This is a genomic window from Gemmatimonadota bacterium, from assembly GCA_026702745.1.
Taxonomy (GTDB): domain Bacteria; phylum JAAXHH01; class JAAXHH01; order JAAXHH01; family JAAXHH01; genus JAAXHH01.
The window spans coordinates 1-19,567 of sequence record JAPPBT010000102.1 but is presented as its reverse complement, the minus strand read 5'-3'; the positions used below and the strand labels follow the sequence as shown (position 1 = coordinate 19,567).

Below are 19,567 nucleotides of genomic sequence, written 5' to 3'. Positions count from 1 at the left end.
GGGTTGATTTAACCGTCCGCCCTGCCATAGGTTATGGCCATGTCCTCCCATCCTTCCCCTTCCGTCTCATCGACATGGATTACCCGGGGTTTCGAGGCCTTCCGACGCGGTACCTTCGGCAATGGCGGCCAGAATCTCTATGTGTCGCGGGCGGGGATACTGCAACGCATTCACCAGTTCGACCTGGACCGCGACGGCCACGTCGACCTCGTCTTCTGCAACAGCCAGAACCATGGTGAAAAACCTCCAGTTACCCTGTATCATGACGTACTCGGTCGGACCACTCCCCGGTTTCTGCCGTCCGACGGGGCGAGAACGGGTGTCGTCGCCGACATGAACGGGGATGGATACGACGACCTGGTCGTCGGCATGTTCTATAACGGCATCCGGCGGGATCTCAACGCGTTCCTGTACTACGGCGGCCCGGATGGACTCGGCGAACGGCGGGTGCAGTACCTGCCCGCGCCTTGCTGCACTTCGGTGGCCGCGGGTGATTTCGACGGCGACGGCAGGCCGGACCTGGCCTTCGTATCCGGCGGCAGGCTGCGGCTGTTCCGCCAGACGGCGCTGGGGTTCGAACCGAAAGGCTACCGGGACCTGGAAATCGAGGCGGACCAGGCCGCGTCCTGCGATCTGGACGGCGACGGGTACGCCGACCTGGTCATCCGGACCGCCCGGGGAAGCGTCCGGGTATACTGGGGCGGTCCGGACGGAATAGTGCCGGAACGATCATCCGACGTCTTCGTCGTTGCCGACCCGCCCGAAAGACCGGACCAGGCGGACCCGGCTGACCAGGCGGACCCGGCTGACCAGGCGGACCAGGGCCTCGATGGTTATCCCGAGGAGGTCGATCCCGCTGTACCGCTGGTCTCCGTGCTCCATATCCGGGGTGCGCCCCATGTATTCGTCGCTCGGACCGATGCGATCTTTCTCGTTCCCTTCGAAGGGGGACGGGCGGCCGGGACGCCGGTCCGGCTTTCCTGCCGGAACGCCTTCGCAGCCGCCGCGGGCGACCTGGCCGGCGACGGACGATGCGGCCTGGTCGTGGCCTGCCGTGACCGCCACGGCGGGGAGGAGTGTTCGTGGCTGTACCACGACGGGGACGAGGGCGGGTACAGCGATCAGAACCGCACGGCGATCCCCAGCCGATACGCCTGCGATGCGGCCGTCGGGGACCTGGACGGGGACGGCCGGTCCGAAATCGTGATCTGCCAGACCCACACGCCGGAGAGCTATACGTCGGAATCCCTGGCGTACCGCTGGGGCCGGGACGGGCTGTCGCCACCGCGCGTCCTCGAGACCCATGACGCCCGGCGGGTGCTGCTGGTCCGCATGACCCGTGCCTCGGACGATCCCCTGCCGCAGGCCGTTTTCATCAACCAGTTCAGCCGGGACCTGAGGGGCGACATCCCCGTCTTCGTCTATTACGGCGGTCCCGATGGGTTCAAGGCGGAAAACCGCCAGGAAGTGCCGGGGTGGGGTGCGGTGGAAGCGCTCCGGTGCGACCTGAATGACGACGGGATGCCTGACCTGATCCTGGCCAACGCCTCCGAAAACTCGGTCCGCAAGGATCCGGGGTCCTACGTGTACTACAACGATGAAGGGCGATTAGGGAGCGAACCGGACGTGCGCCTGCCGACCGTGCGGGCCCACGGGGTCTGCTGCGCGGACCTGGACCGGGACGGATACCTGGACCTCGTCTTCTGCGGATTCGACCATCCGGATATCGTCATCTTCTACGGCGGACGGGACGGCTTCGACGCCGGCCGAACGGAGCGCATCCGGCTCGAATACGAGGGCGTCGTGTACAAGGATCCGCGCTGGATCTTCCTCGTCGACCTGGACGGCGACGGCTGGCTCGACCTGGTCGTGCCACAGATCGCCGACGACTACAGCTTCATCCTTTGGGGCGGCCCGGAAGGCTTCAGCATGGACCGGTGCCAGGCGCTTTCCGTGTGGCACGGCGCCTGCGCCCGGGCGGCGGACCTCAGCGGGAACGGGTATCCCGACCTGGTCATCGGCGGACACGAACCGTCGATCGGAGCGCCCCATGACTCTTTCGTGCACATCTACTGGAATGGTCCCGACGGGCTTCGCGAGGACCGCCGCACCCTCCTGCCGTCCAACGCGGTGAACGCCATGTCCATCATGGACTTCAACGGGGACGGCCTGCTCGACCTCTTCGTCTGCTCCTACCACGATAACCGCGTGCGGGACATCGATTCCTACATCTACTGGAACCGTGCCGGCCGGGGATTCTCCGCCGACGACCGCACCCGGCTGTTCACCCATTCCGCGTCGGGCTGCGTAGCCGCGGACTTCGACGGTGACGGCCGCGCCGACCTCGCCATCGCCTATCACAAGGTCGAGGGCGACCACGTCGGCCATTCCGCCGTCTGGTGGAACGGTCCCGACGGGTTCGACGCCAGGCGGGTCACCCGGCTGCCCACGATGGGCCCTCACGGCATGACCGCCGTGCAGACGGGCAACCTGTTGGACGCGGGGCCTGAAGAATACTATGTCTCGGCTCCGCACGAGATATCCCGGGGACAGGCCATGACCGGCATCGACTGGGAAGCGGAATGCGGACCGGGCACCTGGGTGCGCGCCCAGGTCCGGTGGGCGGACTCGGAGGAGGCGCTTGCACGATCGGCCTGGCATGGCGCCGGGGGAGCGGGCACCTGGTACGAGACGCCCCAGCCGGTACGGGTCGCGGACGCGGGAACATGGGTCCAGTACCGGCTCGCGCTGGGCGCTAAAAACGGCGGAAGCACCCCGAGGGTTACGGAAGTCCGGCTGGAAACGGGTTGACGGTCCGGCCGCCTTGTCCTTCGGCAAGCGGGGACCGCGGGTCGGCGGATGGATCAACGGAGAACAGGGCATGCGAAAGGCGTCGGAAGTCCTCGATCAGATACAACGCTGGGCGGAAGCGGACGATCAGATCAGGGGGCTGGTCCTGTCGAGTGGCCGGGTCGATGGAAACGACCAGGTCGATTTGTTGTCGGACTACGACGTGATCGTGTACGTCACGGACCCGGAGCCCTACAAACGGGACGACATCTGGCTGGAAGCGTTCGGATCCGTGATGACGCGCTCGCCGACCTTGCCAACGCAGTTCGATGATGGCAGAATAGGCCGCATGGTAATTTATGACGATGGCGTCCGGATCGACTGGAGCGTCGCGGACGTTGAGTCCATGCACGACCTCAACGGCGAGCCCGAACCTTACCGAGTGCTGCTGGACAAGGACCGGATCGTACATAATCCCATATTGCCCTATCACAGCGCCTACCACGTTCAAAGGCCGTCGAAGGACGAATACGACGAACTGGTGGCCGATTTCTGGTGGGACATCATCTACGTAGCCAAGGCCCTGTGGCGTGACGAACTCTACTGGGCGAAGCACATGAACAGAAAGGTTCATTCCCCCTTTCTTGAAAAAGTCATCGAATGGCATATCGGCATGAAAAACGACTGGTCGGTTACGACCAACAAACACGGCCGCTGGTTCAAGCGCTACCTGGACCCCGGGACATGGGCGGAAATCGAATCCACGTATTCGGGTGCGGACCTGGATCAGAACTGGGACGCCCTGTTCAATGCGATCCGGCTGTTCCGGCGTCTTGCCGTCACCGTCGCCGACGGGTTGGATTTCGACTATCCTCACGAAACCGACCGGCGCGTCACGGCGTACATGGGGAAGATCAGGCGGCTGGACCGGGACGCCGAGGATTTCGTGTGAACCAGGCGCGCCGCCGAGGGTTTCTTCTAACACAGATCAAACTGGAGCATCGAAGATGAAGGCACTGCTTGAGAAACTGAATATCGAGGCTTTGAACGCCGGAGCCTGTACGGGGATGGACGGCTGGATTCACGGGGAGGGGCCCATCCTGACGTCGTACAACCCGACGACGGGCGAGCCGATCGCGGGCGTGCGGCAGGCGACGCCCGAGGTCTATGACCGGGTGATCGAACACGCCCGCGCCGCCTTCGATACCTGGCGAGCGCTGCCCGCGCCGAAGCGGGGCGACATGGTCAGGGACCTGGGCAACATCCTGCGGGCGTACAAGGAACCGCTGGGTGAACTCGTCTCCCTGGAGATGGGGAAGATCCGCGTGGAGGGCATGGGAGAAGTCCAGGAGATGATCGACATCTGTGATTTCGCCGTCGGCCTTTCGCGCCAGTTGTATGGACTGACCATCGCGAGCGAGCGGCCGAGTCACCGCATGAGCGAGCAGTGGCACCCCCTGGGCGTGATCGGCATCATCACCGCCTTCAATTTCCCAGTGGCGGTCTGGTCGTGGAATGCTTCCCTGGCCTCGGTGTGCGGCGACGTCACCGTATGGAAACCGAGCGGGCAGACGCCGCTGACGGCCGTGGCCACGCAGCACCTGTGCAACCGGGTCATGGCCGACCACGGGGTGGACGGCGTGTTCAACCTGGCCATCGGCCGCGGCAGCGACGTGGGCAACCTCATCCTCGATGACGAACGCATACCGCTCGTATCCTTTACGGGTTCGACCGCGACGGGCCGGACCGTGGCCGCACGGGTCGCTTCCCGGTTCGGCCGCAGCATACTGGAACTGGGCGGCAACAACGCGATCGTCGTCACCGAAAACGCCGACCTCGAGCTGGCCGTGCCCGGCATCGTATTCGGCGCCGTAGGGACGGCGGGACAGCGGTGTACCTCGACGCGTCGCATCATCGGGCACAAAAGCTTGACGACGACGCTGATCAATCGACTGGCCCGCGCCTACGCGCAGGTGCCGATGGGAGATCCCATCGACGACGGCACGCTCATGGGACCGCTGGTCACGGTCGACGCCGTGGACGACATGATGCAGGCCATCGAGCAGGCGAAGACCGAGGGCGGAGAGGTCGTCACCGGCGGGAAACACCGTCCGGACCTGGGACCGAACTTCGTCGAACCGACGATCATCCGCATGCCCGCCCAGTCGGCTATCGTGAAACAGGAGACCTTCGCCCCGATCCTGTATATCCTGGAGTATGAAACCCTGGACGAGGCCATTGATCTGCACAACGACGTGCCCCAGGGTCTTTCCAGCGCCATCTTTACCGACAGCCTGCGCGAGGCGGAGCGCTTTCTCTCCGCGACGGGATCGGACTGCGGCATCGCGAACGTGAACATCGGTACGTCGGGCGCCGAGATCGGCGGGGCCTTCGGGGGCGAGAAGGAGACGGGAGGCGGCCGCGAATCGGGCTCGGACGCCTGGAAAGCCTACATGCGCCGCCAGACCAATACCGTCAACTGGTCCACCGATCTCCCGCTGGCCCAGGGAATCGAATTCGACACCGTCGGATCAGACGGTGACTGACCGCGCTTCTCAAATCAACCACAGGGAGGAATACGCATGTCATCCAACGGAGCGTTTATCATCGACAAGAACCTGGGCGCGCGCCTGGATGAATCCCAGGCCGATCTGACCCGGGTGAATGCCGACGGCAAGGAGGTGGTCCCGCCGACAGACGAACAGAAGTACCTGTTCGACAAGGACGGCTGGCTTTTGATCCCCGGGGTGCTTTCCGAAGCCGAATGTGCGGAGATGCGGGCATTCTGCCTGCAGCTGCACCATGACCCGGAGTCCATTCCCGAACGGGAGCGGTCGGCGCTCGGCGGTCCGCTGCAAAGCCTGACGGATCATCCGCGGGTGGTGGGGTTCATGAACGAATTCCTGGCCTATCCCGGCCTGTCCAACCAGATCTGCTACGGTTTCAGACAGGAATCGGCCACGCTGTTCTACCGGGAAGCCGGCGACGGCGAGTTCGGGCCCCACAACGGGAACGGCATGCTGCGGCTCCCCGGCGACTCCCATCTCTACCACTGCATTCCCGGGAAGGCCAACTCCGCGCTGACCCGGGTGGTCTGGGAGTTGAACCCGGTGGAGGAGGGGAACGGCACGCTCCTGGTAACCGGCAGCCACAAGTCCGTCTTTCCCACGCCGTCCTCCATCCAGTCGCCGGACTCGCCGATCTGGGATACATATACCTGTCCGGCTGGATCGCTGATGTTCTTCACCGAGGCCCTGACGCACAGCGGAAGGCCGTGGGTCAGCGAGAAGTATCCGCGCGTCGCCATTTTCAGCTGCTATAACTCCGTCAACTCCAGGTGGCACAATTGGGATCCCGATCCGGAGCTGCTCGCCTCCATGCCGCCCCTGCGCCAGACGCTCTACCGCGGCGTCTACGCGGGGAACAATCTGGTGGGGGGCGTGATGCTCTAGGACCGGCGGCCGTGACCGGTATACGGCCGGCTCAGACGATCCCGGGGCGTCGATTTAGTTGATGGAATCGGGTTCCGCGGGGCTACGCCGATTACGCCGATTACGCCGGTCAGCCCGGTCAGCCCGGTCAGCCCGGTCAGCCCGGTCAGCCCGGTAACCGCAGATAGTCCTCCTCGAGCACCTTGCCGAGGCAGTGCAGGAGATAGTCGGCGTCTTCCCGGGTGAAGACCAGGGGAGGCTTGATCTTCAGGACGTTGTGCAGGGGGCCGTCGGTGCTGATCAGCACCCCGTGGTCCCGCATCCGGTTGGCCACGTAAGAAGCCTGGTGGCCGGCCGGTACCAGCGAATCGCGGTCCAGCACGAGTTCCACGCCCACGTAGAGCCCCATGCCGCGGACGTCACCGATGATCGGGTGGTCCGGCTCCAGGGCGCGAAGCTCTTCCAGCAGGTAGCCGCCCACCTCCAGGGCATTGGCCTGGAGCCCTTCTTCCTCGATGATATCCAGCACCGCCAGGCCGATGGCGCAGGAGACCGGGTTCCCGCCGAAGGTGTTGAAATACTCCATGCCGTTGTCGAAAGCGCCCGCGATCTCGGGGGTGGTAACCACCGCGCCCAGCGGGTGGCCGTTGCCGATAGGCTTTCCCAGGGTGACGATGTCCGGTACCGCGTCCTGGGTCTCGAATCCCCAGAAGTGCGAACCCACGCGTCCGAATCCCACCTGCACCTCGTCGGCGATGCACACGCCGCCCGCTTCGTGCACCTGTTGGAACGCCTTCTTGAAATAGCCGTCCGGCAGTACGATCTGCCCACCGCAACCGGGCAGGGACTCGGCGATGAAGGCGCTGATGCCGCGGTCCTGTTCCGCGAGCGCATCGATCCGTTCGCGTACGTGGTCGGCATACCGTGCGCCCGTTTCAGGCGAATAGCCCTTGTACGGCCCGCGGTAGGGGTCGGGGAGCGGCACCTTGTGGACATGGGGCGGCGCGCCTTCGCCGCCGGGGCCGTCGAACTTGTAGGGACTGATGTCGACCAGGGACGTGAGGTTGCCGTGGTAGGCCCCGTCGAGGATGAGCAGGTCCCTTCGTCCCGAATAGGCCCGCGCCAGTCGAAGAGCGAGGTCGTTGGCCTCGCTCCCGGAGTTCACGAAAAAACACACGCTTAAGGGGTCGGGCAGTTTCGCGCAGAGCCGTTCGGCGTAGTCCACGAGGTTGTCGTGCAGATAGCGGGTATTGGTGTTCAGCACGGCCATCTGCCGGTGGCTCGCGGCGACCACCCGGGGATGGCTGTGCCCCACGTGGGGTACGTTGTTCACGGCGTCGAGGAAGGCGCGCCCCTCCTCATCGTACAGGTACTGCATATGGCCCCGGACGATCTTCAGGGGACGCCGGTAGGAGACGCTCAAGGACCTGCCGATGTGCTCGCGGCGGGACGAAAGGACCTCCTGCCGTGTCCGCTGGTCCGGCGGGAACGCTCCGGCGGGCACGCCGAGTATGACATTCGGGTCCGGGGAAAGGCTGCGCCAGACGTTCCGCTGGCTCGGTCCGCCGACGCCGGGGAAATCGCCCTTTTTGCCCAGCATGTCCGTGACGACCTGAAAATGCAGGTGGGGCGGCCAGCCGCCGTTTACCGCCGGGTCGCCGAGTGTGGCGAATCGTTCCCCTTTCTCGATCCGCTTGCCCTCGAAGAGACCGGTGAGCGATTCGACGCTCAGATGCCCGTACAGCGTATAGAAATTCACGGCCGAGCCGGCTGAACCGGCCGTGCCTTCCGAGCCGGCTGAACCGGCCGTGCCTTCCGAGCCGGCTGAACCGGCCGTGCCTTCCGGTTCTTCCGTCCCTACCCGTTCCTCCGCGACATGTTCCAGAATGATGCATGGGCCGTAGTCCAGTGGCTGCGTGTTGTTCCGGAAGCTGTGGACCTTGCCCTCCAATGGCGCGAAGACCGGCGATCCGGCGGGCAGGAACACATCCATGCCCAGGTGGATGGTCCGGCGTTCCGGCATTTCGTCGGAATCCAGGGTGAACTGCCCGGCGGTGTAGACCTGGCGGGCTTCGTCGTAACGGCCGATCCCCGCCTCGGCCCCGGTTTCTTCCATGCGCCGGAAAACCTCTCTGGTAAGGTCGTCCACGCCGATGGAACCCCCCAGCAGGGCCCGGTCCGGGCTGCTCACGCTGAGATCGAATACCAGGGCGGTGGAGAGGTCCACATCGGGACCCATGACCGGCGCGAAGGCACCGCGCTTCGATGAGAGGTACGTTTCGATGCCGGGTGTCTGCGGACACGGCGGCCGTCCACAGGCGTCCCGGAACAGGTATTCGGCAAAGGATGGGGCGGCGTCCTTGAGTTTTTCGAGGAGGTCCCAGGCGTTTTTCTCGCTGACGGACAGGTAGGTATTCTCCGGTTCGGCAACCTGCTGGTGGGCCGAGATGGCCACGCTCATGCAGAGCCGCATCACGGCGCAATGGTACATCAGTTTCAGTTCCAGGTCCGTCAACGGGTGCTCGGTGTGGTACCCGGCCACGACGTGGGCGGCCGCCGCAAGGGGTTCGGCCTTGCCGAGCATGACATAGGCGGCGGCCACGGCCGGTTCGAAGAGCGCGCAGGAATGCACCATGTCACCGAAGTCGATCAGGCCGGCCACTTCCAGTTCGCTCGGTGCCGGGTCTTCGGGGCTGACCCCGCGGGCTCGGTTGACCCCGCGGGCTCGGTTGACCAGGCTGACCAGGCTGACCAGGACATTCTGGTCGTTGGCGTCGTTGTGGATGAACTGGCGCGGCAGCGATGAGAGGTGGGGCTCGACGGTTTTCTCGTATGCTTCGCAGAAATTCATGACCAGGTCGCGCCGGCCGGCGTCGTGGATCTGGCCGGCGTATCGGCGCACGACGTCCGGTCCGTTGTCCACGTTCCAGATGAGTTCCGGTTGCTTTTCCTCGTGGGAGAAACCGGCGAAAGCACGGGTCAACCGTCCGAGGAAGGCGCCGAGGTGGTTCAGCAGGCCGGGACCGTGCGGCCTGGCGTCGCAGAGGGGCCGTCCGTCGACGTAGGTCAGCATTCGTACCAGGTGATGGCGTCCGTCGTGTCCATCGACCCGGGTGATGGCCTCGCCGTCCCCCGTGCGGCATACCCGCGGCCAGGCAGCTTCTTCGTAGTGCGCGGACAGGTGTTCCAGGGCGGCATGCTGAAGGTCGAGAATGCCGCGCCGCTCGCCCGCGCCGGAGATCTTGAGGACGAACACCTTGCCGTCGCCGGCCGTCACCCGGAAGTTCTGATCGCGCTCACTCGGCAACGCGCGCAGCGTGCCGGAAACACCATACAGGGAACGGGCGAGTTCACCGGCCTTTTCAGGACTGAAGCGGGGCCGGTTCTCGGAGATGGCGGACAGAGGGGGCCTGCTACCGGGCATAGTCATCGTCGTTGTTCCCGCGCCAGTCGGGGAGATATCCCTCCGTACGTCCGAAACCGTAGGAGGGCCCGATCTGGTTGGCGGATTTCCAGGGCCACGCCTGGCCGCCGATGAGGCGGAATTCATCGCCTTTGCCGCAGAGCCAGTAGAACATGTGGGCCACGTAACGGGCGGCCCCGTGCCCTCCGTAGTCGGCGTGTCTGAAGTCGAAATCCGGTTCGACGATCCAGTCCCGCGTGGGCGGCACCGTACGCCAGTAGCTGTATTTCAGCATGTGCCGCAGGCCGGATGCCGTGGATTCGCCCCGGCGGTGCAGGATGCTTTGCGAGTGCAGTCCGATGGTCCCCGCGGGTCCCGAACACAGCACCCCGTTCTCCTCCTGGCCCCTTCGGGTCGAGCGGATATGGGAACCGGGCGTGACTTCGGTGGGTCCCATGTTGTCGGGGGTGTCCTGGGGGAAATAGAATGCCTCGACGAAACGGATCTCCGGACCGAACACGTGATCGGCGTCGTGGTGCCAGGGCTGTGATTCCTTCGGACATTCGATCCGGTGGTCGCTGACCAGCACCGGCAATCCCACGTGACGGCCGAGGAGCGAACGGAGCGCACCCGCCATCACGGGATTGATCAGGACGTGCTCGATGAACCAGTCTTCGAGCAGTATCGAACTCGGTTCATGGGAATTCCGGATCCGGGCCAGGTCTTCTTCGGTCATACCCTCGGGCATGTAGCACGGATTGGCGGGGATCTTCCCGTTCAGGTAATCGCGCGTCCGCCGGTTGATCTCGTCGGGCACGACGCCCTCGAAATGCAGATATCCGTCCCTGCAGAAGCGTAGCACCTCCGAATCCGTGAGCGTGGGCTCGCAGTCGAAAGTCCGCCGGGATGCGTCGTACTGCATGTTTTATTCCTTGATTATGGGCCTGCGCGGCATAATTTCCAGATACAAACCTGTCTTGAGACAACAGTAAAATATGCAGTGCGATCTGACGGCGGGACAAGGGTTTTCCGACCGGGCACATGCATTGCGGCCATCGCGAAAGGGTTCGAAGCCATGGGTATCTATGAAGACATCGGCGTGCGTCCGGTCATAAACGCCATCGGCACGGCTACGCGTTACGGGGGCGCCCTTCTGGACCCGGAAATCATGGAGACCATGCGCGCGGCATCCCGGGAGTTCTGTATCCTGGACGAACTGCATGAGAAAGCCGGTGAGAAAGTCGCCCGAATGCTCGGCGTGGAAGCGGCCTACGTCACCGCCAGCGCCGCGTGCGGTCTGGTCATCACCACGGCGTCCTGCATGACCGGGACCGACCCGGAGCGGATCCGCCAGCTTCCGGACACGACCGGGATGCGTGACGGAGTGATCGTCCAGAAGACCCACCGGATCGCCTACGACCAGGCCATTCGGCTGACCGGTGCGAAGCTGATCGAGCTGGACGACTCGGACGGTCCGCCGGCAGATGCCATGCGGGCGGCCATCGGGGATGGATCACGGGCGGCAGCGGTCTTTTACCTGGGCAAGAACTTCAAGAACGACCGCTCCGTCCCGCTGGAACAGGCCGTGGCCATGGCCCATGCCGTCGACGTGCCCGTCATCGTCGACGCGGCCTCGGAATGTCCTCCGGTATCGACGCTGACCCGGTTCACGGAGGCCGGTGCCGACCTGGTCATATTCAGCGGCGGCAAGAGCCTCCAGGGTCCGCAGTCGACCGGCCTCATCATCGGACGGAAGGACCTGATCAGCGCCTGCGCGGTGAACGGGACGCCCTTCGCCACGGTCGGCCGGCCGATGAAGGTCAGCCGGGAGGAGATCTTCGCCTTCATCAAGGCCCTCGAAATCTACCTGAACCGGGACCATGCGGTGGACGCGGCGGGCTGGGAAGCAAAGGTGCGCTACATCGAAGAGGAACTGGCCGGCATTCCCCACGTTTCCGTAGGCCGGCTCGATCCGGAGGAAACCTACGCCGTGCCACAGCTCGAGGTCACCATCGATCCGGAAGCCGGTCTGACGGGAGACGATGCAGTGAAAGCACTGCTCGACGGCACGCCCAGGATCATCGTGCAGGACAGGGGCGAGGAGGGATTCTCCATCAATCCCCATAACCTGCAGGACGGCCAGGAGCGGATCGTGGCGGAAAGGTGCCGGGAGGTGCTTGCCGGTGGGTAGCGGCCTGGTCAGGACCCCGTGCGTACAAACCTCGGCCGAACCGGGCGAAAGCGGCTTGTCCAAGACCCGTCCACAGCCGGAAAACATCTTGCATGCTTACTAAAACAAACTATTTTCAAATTGATGTATTTTATATATGGTCGTCCTTGGAAATGGCTCGAACCATACCCCTTGACCGGACAGCTCGGTTGATCAGATAGGCTACACTGACTGCGGTATATGACTGCCCACACTTCCGCCTCGCGCAGGAGATCTCCTATGACACGGCATGTCTTCCGGAAGTCCCTGAATTTCCTCGTTGTTGTGTTCGGCCTGCTCGTGATCTACGGGTTATTTACAAATGTGCGCCCGGCGTTCGCGCAGACGCAGATATCCTGTCCACTTCCTGAAGGGGCAACGCCTCCTGCGGACCCGGCTGTGACGGCCCAGCAAGTGGAAGACGGCAGCGCTACCCTTGAGGACTTCGCGCTCGCCGTGAGGGAGCGGTCCAGAGAATATGCCCAGGGGGCCGCGTCCCATGAGGAAGGGGTATATATCGGATGTATCGTCAGGCAGGATGATGGGATCTGGCGTTCCGGTTCCACCTACATCGTGAGCCTGACGCTCGACGGAAGATTATACATTCACGCGAAGGACATGGCATTGTCCGGCCGGCAACTCAACCCCTTGATTTACGGATCGATCCTTCAAGCCCTGGGCGTCTCCCCAGCCATTCTCTTCAATCTGGCATCTCCCGATTCCTCCACTGTCGCCCAGGCCATCGACGCCCTGCTGGGCACATTGTCGCAGGAACCGGACGGCGCATTCGATGCGACCGTCCCTGTTCCGGGTCTGTCACCAGGTATACCCGGCGCCTCGGGCCATGCCGCCGTCTATGTGGACCCCAATTTAGGGTCTCCGGTTCTGCTGCTGGTCGGATTCGACATCAATGCATCGCACCTGGTCGACGAAGTCATCGATTACGGCGACCCGGCTATTACCGCCAGTGAGGTCGTGGACCGGGAAACCTTGAAGGCCTTCGTCACGCAAGCGGGAGAGCACCTGCGTGAATTCATACAGTCGGGCGATGCAGCCGCCAGCTCTAAATTCAGGCTCGCTTTGCGGGATCCAAACGGGCCCTGGCGACACGGGTCCGTGTACCTCTACGTCCTGGACCTCAACAGCAACACGATCCTGTTTCACGCGGCGTTTCCGGATGAATTCGAGTACCGTCCGCTAATACCGACCGTCCGGGACGCCGTGACGGGAGAGTACATTCTGCCGCAGGTCATCGAAGCGGCGAAAAACAATCCGGAAGGCGGCTTCGTGGAGTATTACTTCGACGATCCCACAGACGACACCGACAGCGCCGACATCCCCAAGTTGGGCTACGCCCGCGAGTTTGCCGCTGAACTCCGGAGGCCGGATGGAAGCGTCGTATCGGCCGACTTCATCATCGGGTCGGGCTTGTATGGGCGCACGCCCGATCCCGTCGCAACAGGTCCCTGTCCATTCCCTGACGGGACAACGCCACCGCCGGATCCTTCTGTGACGGCGCAACAGGTGGAAGACGGCAGCGCAAGTCTGAGGGACTTCACGCTGGCCGCCAGAGAGCGGTTGAACGTAGAAATAGGCGATGGACTGTACTTGTACAATCTGTGTCTCATCAGACAGGAAGGAGGGCCTTACCGTTCCGGCTCCACCTACCTCGTGCAGCTGACGCCCGACCGCAGGGTGTACGTTCACTCGAAGCAAATGGCCTTGTCGGGACGGCGCATCAAAGCCTCGATCTATACTGCGATCCTTACTTCGCTGGGCGTCACGCCAGCTGATCTGGTCAAATTGCAATCTACCGATCCCGCCATTCGAGGTCCCGCATTAGCCGCCCTCAACAACCTCTTGTCGCAAGAACCGGACGGCGCATTCGATGGGACCAGGTTCGGTGCACCCGGCGCCTCCGGCCATGCCGGCAGCTACTTCTCGGAGCATCTTGGCGTTCCGACCGTGCTGCTCGCGGGATTCGACCTGAACGAAACACACCTGGATGAAGAAGTCATCGATTACGGCGATCCGGCCATTACCGCCAGTGAGGTGGTGGACCGGGAAACCTTGAAAGCCTTCGTCGGGGAAGCGGGGAAGTATTACCTCAACCTCTTCCAGACCGACGGTCGAGCCTCTTCCACGAAATCCAGGGTTGCCCTGCGGGATCCGAACGGGCCCTGGAGGCATGGGTCGGTGTACCTTTACGTCCTGGACCTCCACAGCAGCACGATCCTGGTTCATGGAGCGTTTCCGGACCGATACGAGCTTCGGCCCCTGGTAGCGACCGTACGGGACGTCGTGACCGGAAAACTCATTCTGCCGCAGGTCATCGAAGCGGCGAAGAGCAACCCGGAAGGCGGCTTCGTGGAGTATTATTTCGACGACCCCACGGACGACACCGACAGCGCCGACGTCCCCAAGGTGGGATACGCCCGCCGGTTCAAAGGTGAACTCCCGAGGCCGGACGGAAGCGTCCTCCCGATTGATGTCATCATCGGGTCGGGGTTCTATGGGCGCGCGCCCGAGATTGCCGCACCCTGTCCGCTCCCCGACGGTGTTGCACCTCCGATGGACCCGACCGTGACGGCGCAACAGGTGGAAGACGGCAGCGCCAGCCTGAGGGACTTCACGCTGGCCGCCAGAGAGCGGCTGAACGTGGAATTAGGAGATGGCGTCTACTTGTACAATCTGTGCCTCATCAGGCAGGAAGGGGGACCTTACCGTTCGGGCTCCACCTACCTCGTGCAACTGACGCCCGACCGCAGGGTGTATGTTCACGCGAAGCAAATGGCCCTGTCGGGACGGCGCATCAAAGCCTCGCTCTATACCGCGATCCTGATTGCGCTAGGCGTCACGCCAGCCGATCTGGCCAAACTGCAGTCTACCGATCCCGCCATCCGAGGTCCCGCAATAGCCGCCCTCAACAACCTCTTGTCGCAGGAACCGGACGGCGCATTCGATGGAACCAGGTTCGGTGTACCCGGCGCCTCCGGCCATGTCGGCAGCTACTACTCGGAACATCTCGGCGTCCCGGTCTTGCTGCTCGCGGGACTCGACCTGAACGAAACGCACCTGGATGAGGAAGTCATCGATTACGGAGACCCGGCCATTACCGCCAGTGAGGTGGTGGACCGGAGAACCCTGAAGGCCTTCGTCGGGGAAGCGGGGAAGTACTTTCTCAACCTCTTCCAGACCGAAGGCCGAGCCTCTTCCACGAAATCAAGGGTTGCCCTGCGGGATCCGAACGGTCCCTGGAGGCATGGCTCGGTGTATCTCTACGTCCTGGACCTCCAAAGCAACACGATCCTGGTCCATGGAGCGTTTCCGGACCGGTTCGAGCTTCGGCCCCTGGTAGCGACCGTGCGGGACGTCGTGACCGGAGAACTCATTCTGCCGCAGGTCATCGAAGCGGCGAAAAGCAACCCGGAAGGCGGCTTCGTGGAGTATTACTTCGACGATCCCACCGACGACACCGACAGCGCCGACGTCCCCAAGTTGGGATACGCCCGCCGGTTCGCGGGTGAATTCCCGAGGCCCGACGGAAGCGTCCTCCCGATCGACGTCATCATCGGGTCGGGGCTTTACAATCCTGCACCCGATGAACCGCTGGAGATCACCCTGACGGTATCTCCCGCCACGCTGACGGAGGATGGCGGGGTCCAGACGGTGACGGTAACGGCCACGCTGTCCAGCGCACCGATTCCGGTAGCGTCGGTGATCGACCTTTCTCTGTCCGGCACCGCCACCGCCGACGATTACAGCGTCACGGGAGATCTGGTCATCACGATACCCGCCAGAGCGACGGAGGGGTCGACGGAACTGACCTTCACGGTCACGGACGACACGGTATACGAATCAGGGGGCGAGACGATTGTCATTACCGCACGCAGCGAGGAGGTGGACCTCGATTCCGCCACGATTTCGGTGACCGATTCCTATGACGCTCCCGCGACGATTGGCACTCCGCCCGCGGTATCGCTGGAGGCGGGAGACGACGAAACGGTCAATACAGGCCCGCTGTTCAGCGGAACGGACCTGAGCTATTCGGCGTCCTCGACGGATAACGGCGTTGTCGAAGCGGTCATGTCGGGCGCCGTGCTGACGGTAACGGGGGTGCGCAAAGGAGGCGCCACGGTCAACGTCTCGGCCCGTAACGCGGCGGGCGAGGCGAGCCTCGCCGTCAGCGTGACTGTCACGGCCGTCGCGGCAGAACGGGAGGCCTATACGAACATCCTGGCGGCCATCGGGCGAAGCATGCTGTCCGGAGTCTCCGCCACCATAGGCGGCAGGTTTTCCGCCGGTGGTGGACGGGAGATCACCGTGGGAGGCCGCAGGATCGACGGATTCGCATCGGGCATCACGGCGCTGGCCGGACTGACCGGCCAAGGCCGGCAGACCGCATCGAAAGAGATGGCGTTGCTCCAGGGCGCGGAACGCCGCCATGGCGCGAGCGGCGACTACCTGCTGCGGACGAGCTCGTTCTCCTACGCGATGGAGGATCACACAGGCAGCGGCGGGCTCAGGTGGTCCGTCTGGGGCGCCGGCGACCTGCAGAACTTCCAGGGAGAGCCCGATGTGGACGCCAGCTACGACGGAAACCTCAGAACGGCGTATCTCGGATTTGACGTGGCCACTGGGCGCAGCTGGTTGGCGGGTATTGCCCTTTCTCGTGCGATGGGCGAGTCCGACTACGACGTTACCGTGGCGAGCGGCAGCCTGGAATCGCGGCTTACCTCGGTGCTGCCGTACTTGCGCTGGACCTGCCCCACCGGTTTCACGGAAGTGTGGTCGATCGTGGGACTCGGTTCCGGCGAAGTTGAGGTGGAGGATGGCACGAGCGACCTGTCCATGCGTATGGGCATGCTGGGCGCACGGTCCCGGCTGGCCTCCTCGGGCGGTCTGGGACTCGACCTGGTGGGTGACGCCGGGTTGCTCCGCCTTTCCACCTCCGACAGTGAATCGGCCGCACTGAGCGACATTGCAACCGGCGTGCAACGGATACGCGTCGGCCTGGAAGGGTCGCGTACGACCGCCCTCGCGGGCGAAACCACCGTAACGCCCTATGCGCAGGTGGCCGGACGCTACGACGGAGGCGACGGCCAGACCGGACAGGGCCTCGAAGTCTCCGGCGGACTCCGCCTGACCGGCGGTCGTGTCGGACTTAATGCCCAGGGCCGTTACCTGGCGGTCCATACGGCAGAGGGATACCGGGAGAACGGCGTTTCACTCATCGCCTATCTGAGACCGAGTTCGGACGGCCGGGGTCTTTCGATGTCCGTGGCGCCGCGCATGGGCGCTGGAACCGCAGACTCCGGCATGATGTGGCGCGAACGGCCCCTGGCCGATTCCGCCCTGCGCAGCGGCAGCCGCGCCCGTTCCCTGCGGGCCGAGGTGGGATACGGCCTTGCTTCATCGCCCACGGGTGTGCTCTTCACCCCCTTTGGCGACGTGTATCTCGACGGGGATGAACGCCGCCAGTTGCGGCTGGGCGCCCGCATAGGCGCCGCGGACCTCGGACGCTCCGGATCTCTGGAGCTTTCCGGCACGCGGATCGACCGGCGCGGTGGCGCATCCGATCATCGTATCAGCCTCTTTGCACGCATGGGCTTCTGATCGCGGTATCCGGAGTCTCTCCGCGCAATAATCGTTTCGCGTACTGTGAATTTGTCTTACGAGTAAGTATTCAAAGTATTGAGTATAAACGCTTGACGAGTAACGAAGCGAGAGGTACGTTAACGCCTACACTTGAGTCCATTGGCTTTGTATATCGAAGGGGTTGATTCAAGGCTTCGGCGGAAGGGCGACTTTAGGCCAAATGACTGAAGACAAAACCTGGATCGTACCCGATCCCCAAGCATCGTGTGAAGTCCGCCTGGACGAAGAGACTGTGACCGTGCTGCGCAGGCACGGGAATCCACAGGGTCCGCGTCTCGTCCTGAGCCACGGCAACGGACTCGCCATAGACCTGTATTATCCCTTCTGGTCTCACCTTGCCGATGACTACGATCTGATCCTGTACGACCAGCGGAATCACGGCTGGAATACCGTCGGCGATCAGCAGAAACACGATGTGCCGACGCTGATCCACGACCAGCGCCTGATCCTGGAGGCCATCGACGATCAGTTCGGGCAGAAACCGAAAGTGGGCGTCTACCACTCCGTCTCGGCATTGATTACCCTGCTGTCCATCTCGACCTTCAAGGATCTGATGTCGTCAGGCCCGGCGATAGATTTCTCCGGCCTGATCCTCTTCGATCCGCCCCTTTGCAAGCCGGGGGTCAGCCAGGTCGAATTCGACGCGGCCGCGGAACAGGTCGCCGCCGCCACGAGGCGACGCGGGCATTTGTTCCAGACGGAAGAGGACTTCGTTGAGCTGCTCAGCTACTCGCCAGGCTTCGTCCACGTAGTCCCCGGGGTAAGGGAACTCATGGCGAAGACGACGCTGCGGCCGATCGACAGCGGGGACGGTTACGAACTGCGGTGCCCGCGGGAATTCGAGGCCCAGATCATCGATTATTCGAGAAGTTATTCGGTGCTTGTGGATTTCGATGCGCTCGATTGCCCGACGAAAGTCATCGGGGCGGACCCCACCCTTCCCTATTCCTACCTTCCGACCCTGGACCTGCGCGACATGGTGACGGTCGACTACGACTTCCTGCCCGATACGACGCATTTCTTTCCGCTGGAACAGCCGGAGGAATGCGTATCGCTGATCCGGGAATTTCTCGAAAGCAACAACCTGGCGCATTTGGCCTGAGGCGGCCATTCGCCCTGTGAGGGCTTGAGTGGGAAGTCAACCGGCAGGATCTGCCGCCGCCGTGGCCTTGACGCGTACGGTGACGATATCCGTGTCGTGATATTGCTGGTGGCGAACGGATGACGCGAGATGACGCAGGAGCCGGAGAGATACTTCATGTTCGATGGATGTTTCGTCCGACTCGTCGGATAACATGGCGAGCCTGTCCTGTATGTTCTCGCCCCTCGGCGTAACGACAAACTCCAGTACCGCCCCGCCCTGTTCCCTGGATACTACAAGCCGCAGACTTCTCCGCTTACGTTCTTCCTGTTCTTCCTGACGGGTGAGCGTCAGCAGCACCTCTTCGCCGACGGCGTCGAGCCGGCCCGCCATGGCCTCGTCCCAGCCGGCCCGGGAGGCGAAGTTTCCGAGGAACGATCGGATTTCAGGCAAGACGGACATGTCCAGTACCGTCTCCATCCGGTACCGGCGATATCCCGTGGCACTGAGCACCAGGTTGAGGAGAATGGCCACCAGGCCCCCCGCGGTCATGCCGTTCCGGAACAGGCCGCCCGCGAACTGCGAGACGAACTCCGGGTAGATCAGTTCAAACTGCATACTGAATCCCACCAGGAAAGCGGCGCCCACGATGAAGCCCTTGTTCTTGTCGAGGCCGTCCTGGATGACGATCTTTAGACCCACGATAAAGAGCATCGCCAACAACACGATAAAGTACGCCGCGAAGACCGGATCCGGTATCGCCAGGACCAGGGCGAACGCCTTGGGCAGGAACACGAGCACCACGAAAGCGGCGCCGGTGAAAAGGCCCACGGTCCGGGCGGCTACGCCGGTGAGTTCGATAAGCGGTACGCTGGTCGTGTAGGTCGTGCCCGGCACGGTCCCTGCGAGTCCGGAGAGGAAAGATCCCACGCCGTCGACGGTCATGGCACCCTGAATCGATCTGAAATCGACCGCCCTGGTCTGCCGCCATGATA

The 19,567-nt window shown here is 63.4% G+C and carries 10 protein-coding genes; 7 read left to right on the top strand and 3 right to left on the bottom strand.

The features are described from left to right. The first annotated feature begins 39 nt into the window (after positions 1-39). The 4 genes from OXH56_16390 to OXH56_16375 are packed head-to-tail and all read left to right on the top strand — an operon-like array spanning position 40 to position 6,242. Positions 40-2,811, top strand: coding sequence for a VCBS repeat-containing protein (locus tag OXH56_16390; GenBank protein ID MCY3556891.1), 2,772 nt, complete (start codon positions 40-42; stop codon positions 2,809-2,811). A gap of 13 nt (positions 2,812-2,824) precedes the next feature. Next, complete coding sequence (locus OXH56_16385; protein MCY3556890.1) at positions 2,825-3,742, top strand: aminoglycoside 6-adenylyltransferase; 918 nt, start codon at positions 2,825-2,827, stop codon at positions 3,740-3,742. Positions 3,743-3,797: 55 nt separating this feature from the next. After that, positions 3,798-5,336 (top strand): aldehyde dehydrogenase family protein, encoded by a 1,539-nt coding sequence (locus OXH56_16380; GenBank protein MCY3556889.1) that lies wholly within the window; start codon positions 3,798-3,800, stop codon positions 5,334-5,336. Positions 5,337-5,372: 36 nt separating this feature from the next. Then, the gene (locus tag OXH56_16375) at positions 5,373-6,242 is read left to right on the top strand and encodes a phytanoyl-CoA dioxygenase family protein (protein ID MCY3556888.1); all 870 of its coding nucleotides are present in this window, start codon (positions 5,373-5,375) and stop codon (positions 6,240-6,242) included. 145 nt (positions 6,243-6,387) lie between these two features. Here the strand turns inward: OXH56_16375 and OXH56_16370 are convergent, their stop codons facing one another. Together OXH56_16370 and OXH56_16365 are read right to left on the bottom strand one after the other, a co-directional pair. Next, positions 6,388-9,645, bottom strand: coding sequence for an aminotransferase class III-fold pyridoxal phosphate-dependent enzyme (locus OXH56_16370; GenBank protein MCY3556887.1), 3,258 nt, complete (start codon positions 9,643-9,645; stop codon positions 6,388-6,390). After that, positions 9,635-10,546: a phytanoyl-CoA dioxygenase family protein gene (locus tag OXH56_16365; GenBank protein ID MCY3556886.1), complete on the bottom strand. Its 912-nt coding sequence runs from the start codon at positions 10,544-10,546 to the stop codon at positions 9,635-9,637. The genes OXH56_16370 and OXH56_16365 overlap by 11 nt, the downstream gene beginning before the upstream one ends. A 153-nt stretch (positions 10,547-10,699) precedes the next feature. Here OXH56_16365 and OXH56_16360 point away from each other — a divergent pair, with 153 nt between their 5' ends. The 3 genes from OXH56_16360 to OXH56_16350 all read left to right on the top strand — a co-directional run bounded on the left by OXH56_16360 (position 10,700) and on the right by OXH56_16350 (position 18,593). After that, a complete protein-coding gene (locus OXH56_16360) occupies positions 10,700-11,815 on the top strand; it encodes an aminotransferase class V-fold PLP-dependent enzyme (GenBank protein MCY3556885.1) in 1,116 nt (371 codons plus the stop codon). A gap of 258 nt (positions 11,816-12,073) precedes the next feature. Further along, entirely contained in the window at positions 12,074-17,449 is a 5,376-nt protein-coding gene (locus OXH56_16355; protein ID MCY3556884.1) for an autotransporter domain-containing protein, read from the top strand. A gap of 202 nt (positions 17,450-17,651) precedes the next feature. Beyond that, positions 17,652-18,593 carry an alpha/beta hydrolase gene (locus OXH56_16350; protein MCY3556883.1) on the top strand — a complete coding sequence of 314 codons (942 nt, stop codon included), beginning with the start codon at positions 17,652-17,654 and terminating at the stop codon, positions 18,591-18,593. A gap of 36 nt (positions 18,594-18,629) precedes the next feature. Here the strand turns inward: OXH56_16350 and OXH56_16345 are convergent. After that, the coding region (locus OXH56_16345; protein ID MCY3556882.1) for a hypothetical protein at positions 18,630-19,567 on the bottom strand (938 nt) is incomplete at its 5' end.

Excerpts from the sequence above, each read along its gene's own strand:
- OXH56_16380 (MCY3556889.1), top strand. The coding sequence starts at position 3,798 with ATGAAGGCACTGCTTGAGAAACTGAATATCGAGGCTTTGAACGCCGGA.
- OXH56_16390 (MCY3556891.1), top strand. The coding sequence starts at position 40 with ATGTCCTCCCATCCTTCCCCTTCCGTCTCATCGACATGGATTACCCGG.
- OXH56_16355 (MCY3556884.1), top strand. The coding sequence starts at position 12,074 with ATGACACGGCATGTCTTCCGGAAGTCCCTGAATTTCCTCGTTGTTGTG.
- OXH56_16350 (MCY3556883.1), top strand. The coding sequence starts at position 17,652 with ATGACTGAAGACAAAACCTGGATCGTACCCGATCCCCAAGCATCGTGT.
- OXH56_16370 (MCY3556887.1), bottom strand. The coding sequence starts at position 9,645 with ATGCCCGGTAGCAGGCCCCCTCTGTCCGCCATCTCCGAGAACCGGCCC.
- OXH56_16365 (MCY3556886.1), bottom strand. The coding sequence starts at position 10,546 with ATGCAGTACGACGCATCCCGGCGGACTTTCGACTGCGAGCCCACGCTC.
- OXH56_16375 (MCY3556888.1), top strand. The coding sequence starts at position 5,373 with ATGTCATCCAACGGAGCGTTTATCATCGACAAGAACCTGGGCGCGCGC.
- OXH56_16360 (MCY3556885.1), top strand. The coding sequence starts at position 10,700 with ATGGGTATCTATGAAGACATCGGCGTGCGTCCGGTCATAAACGCCATC.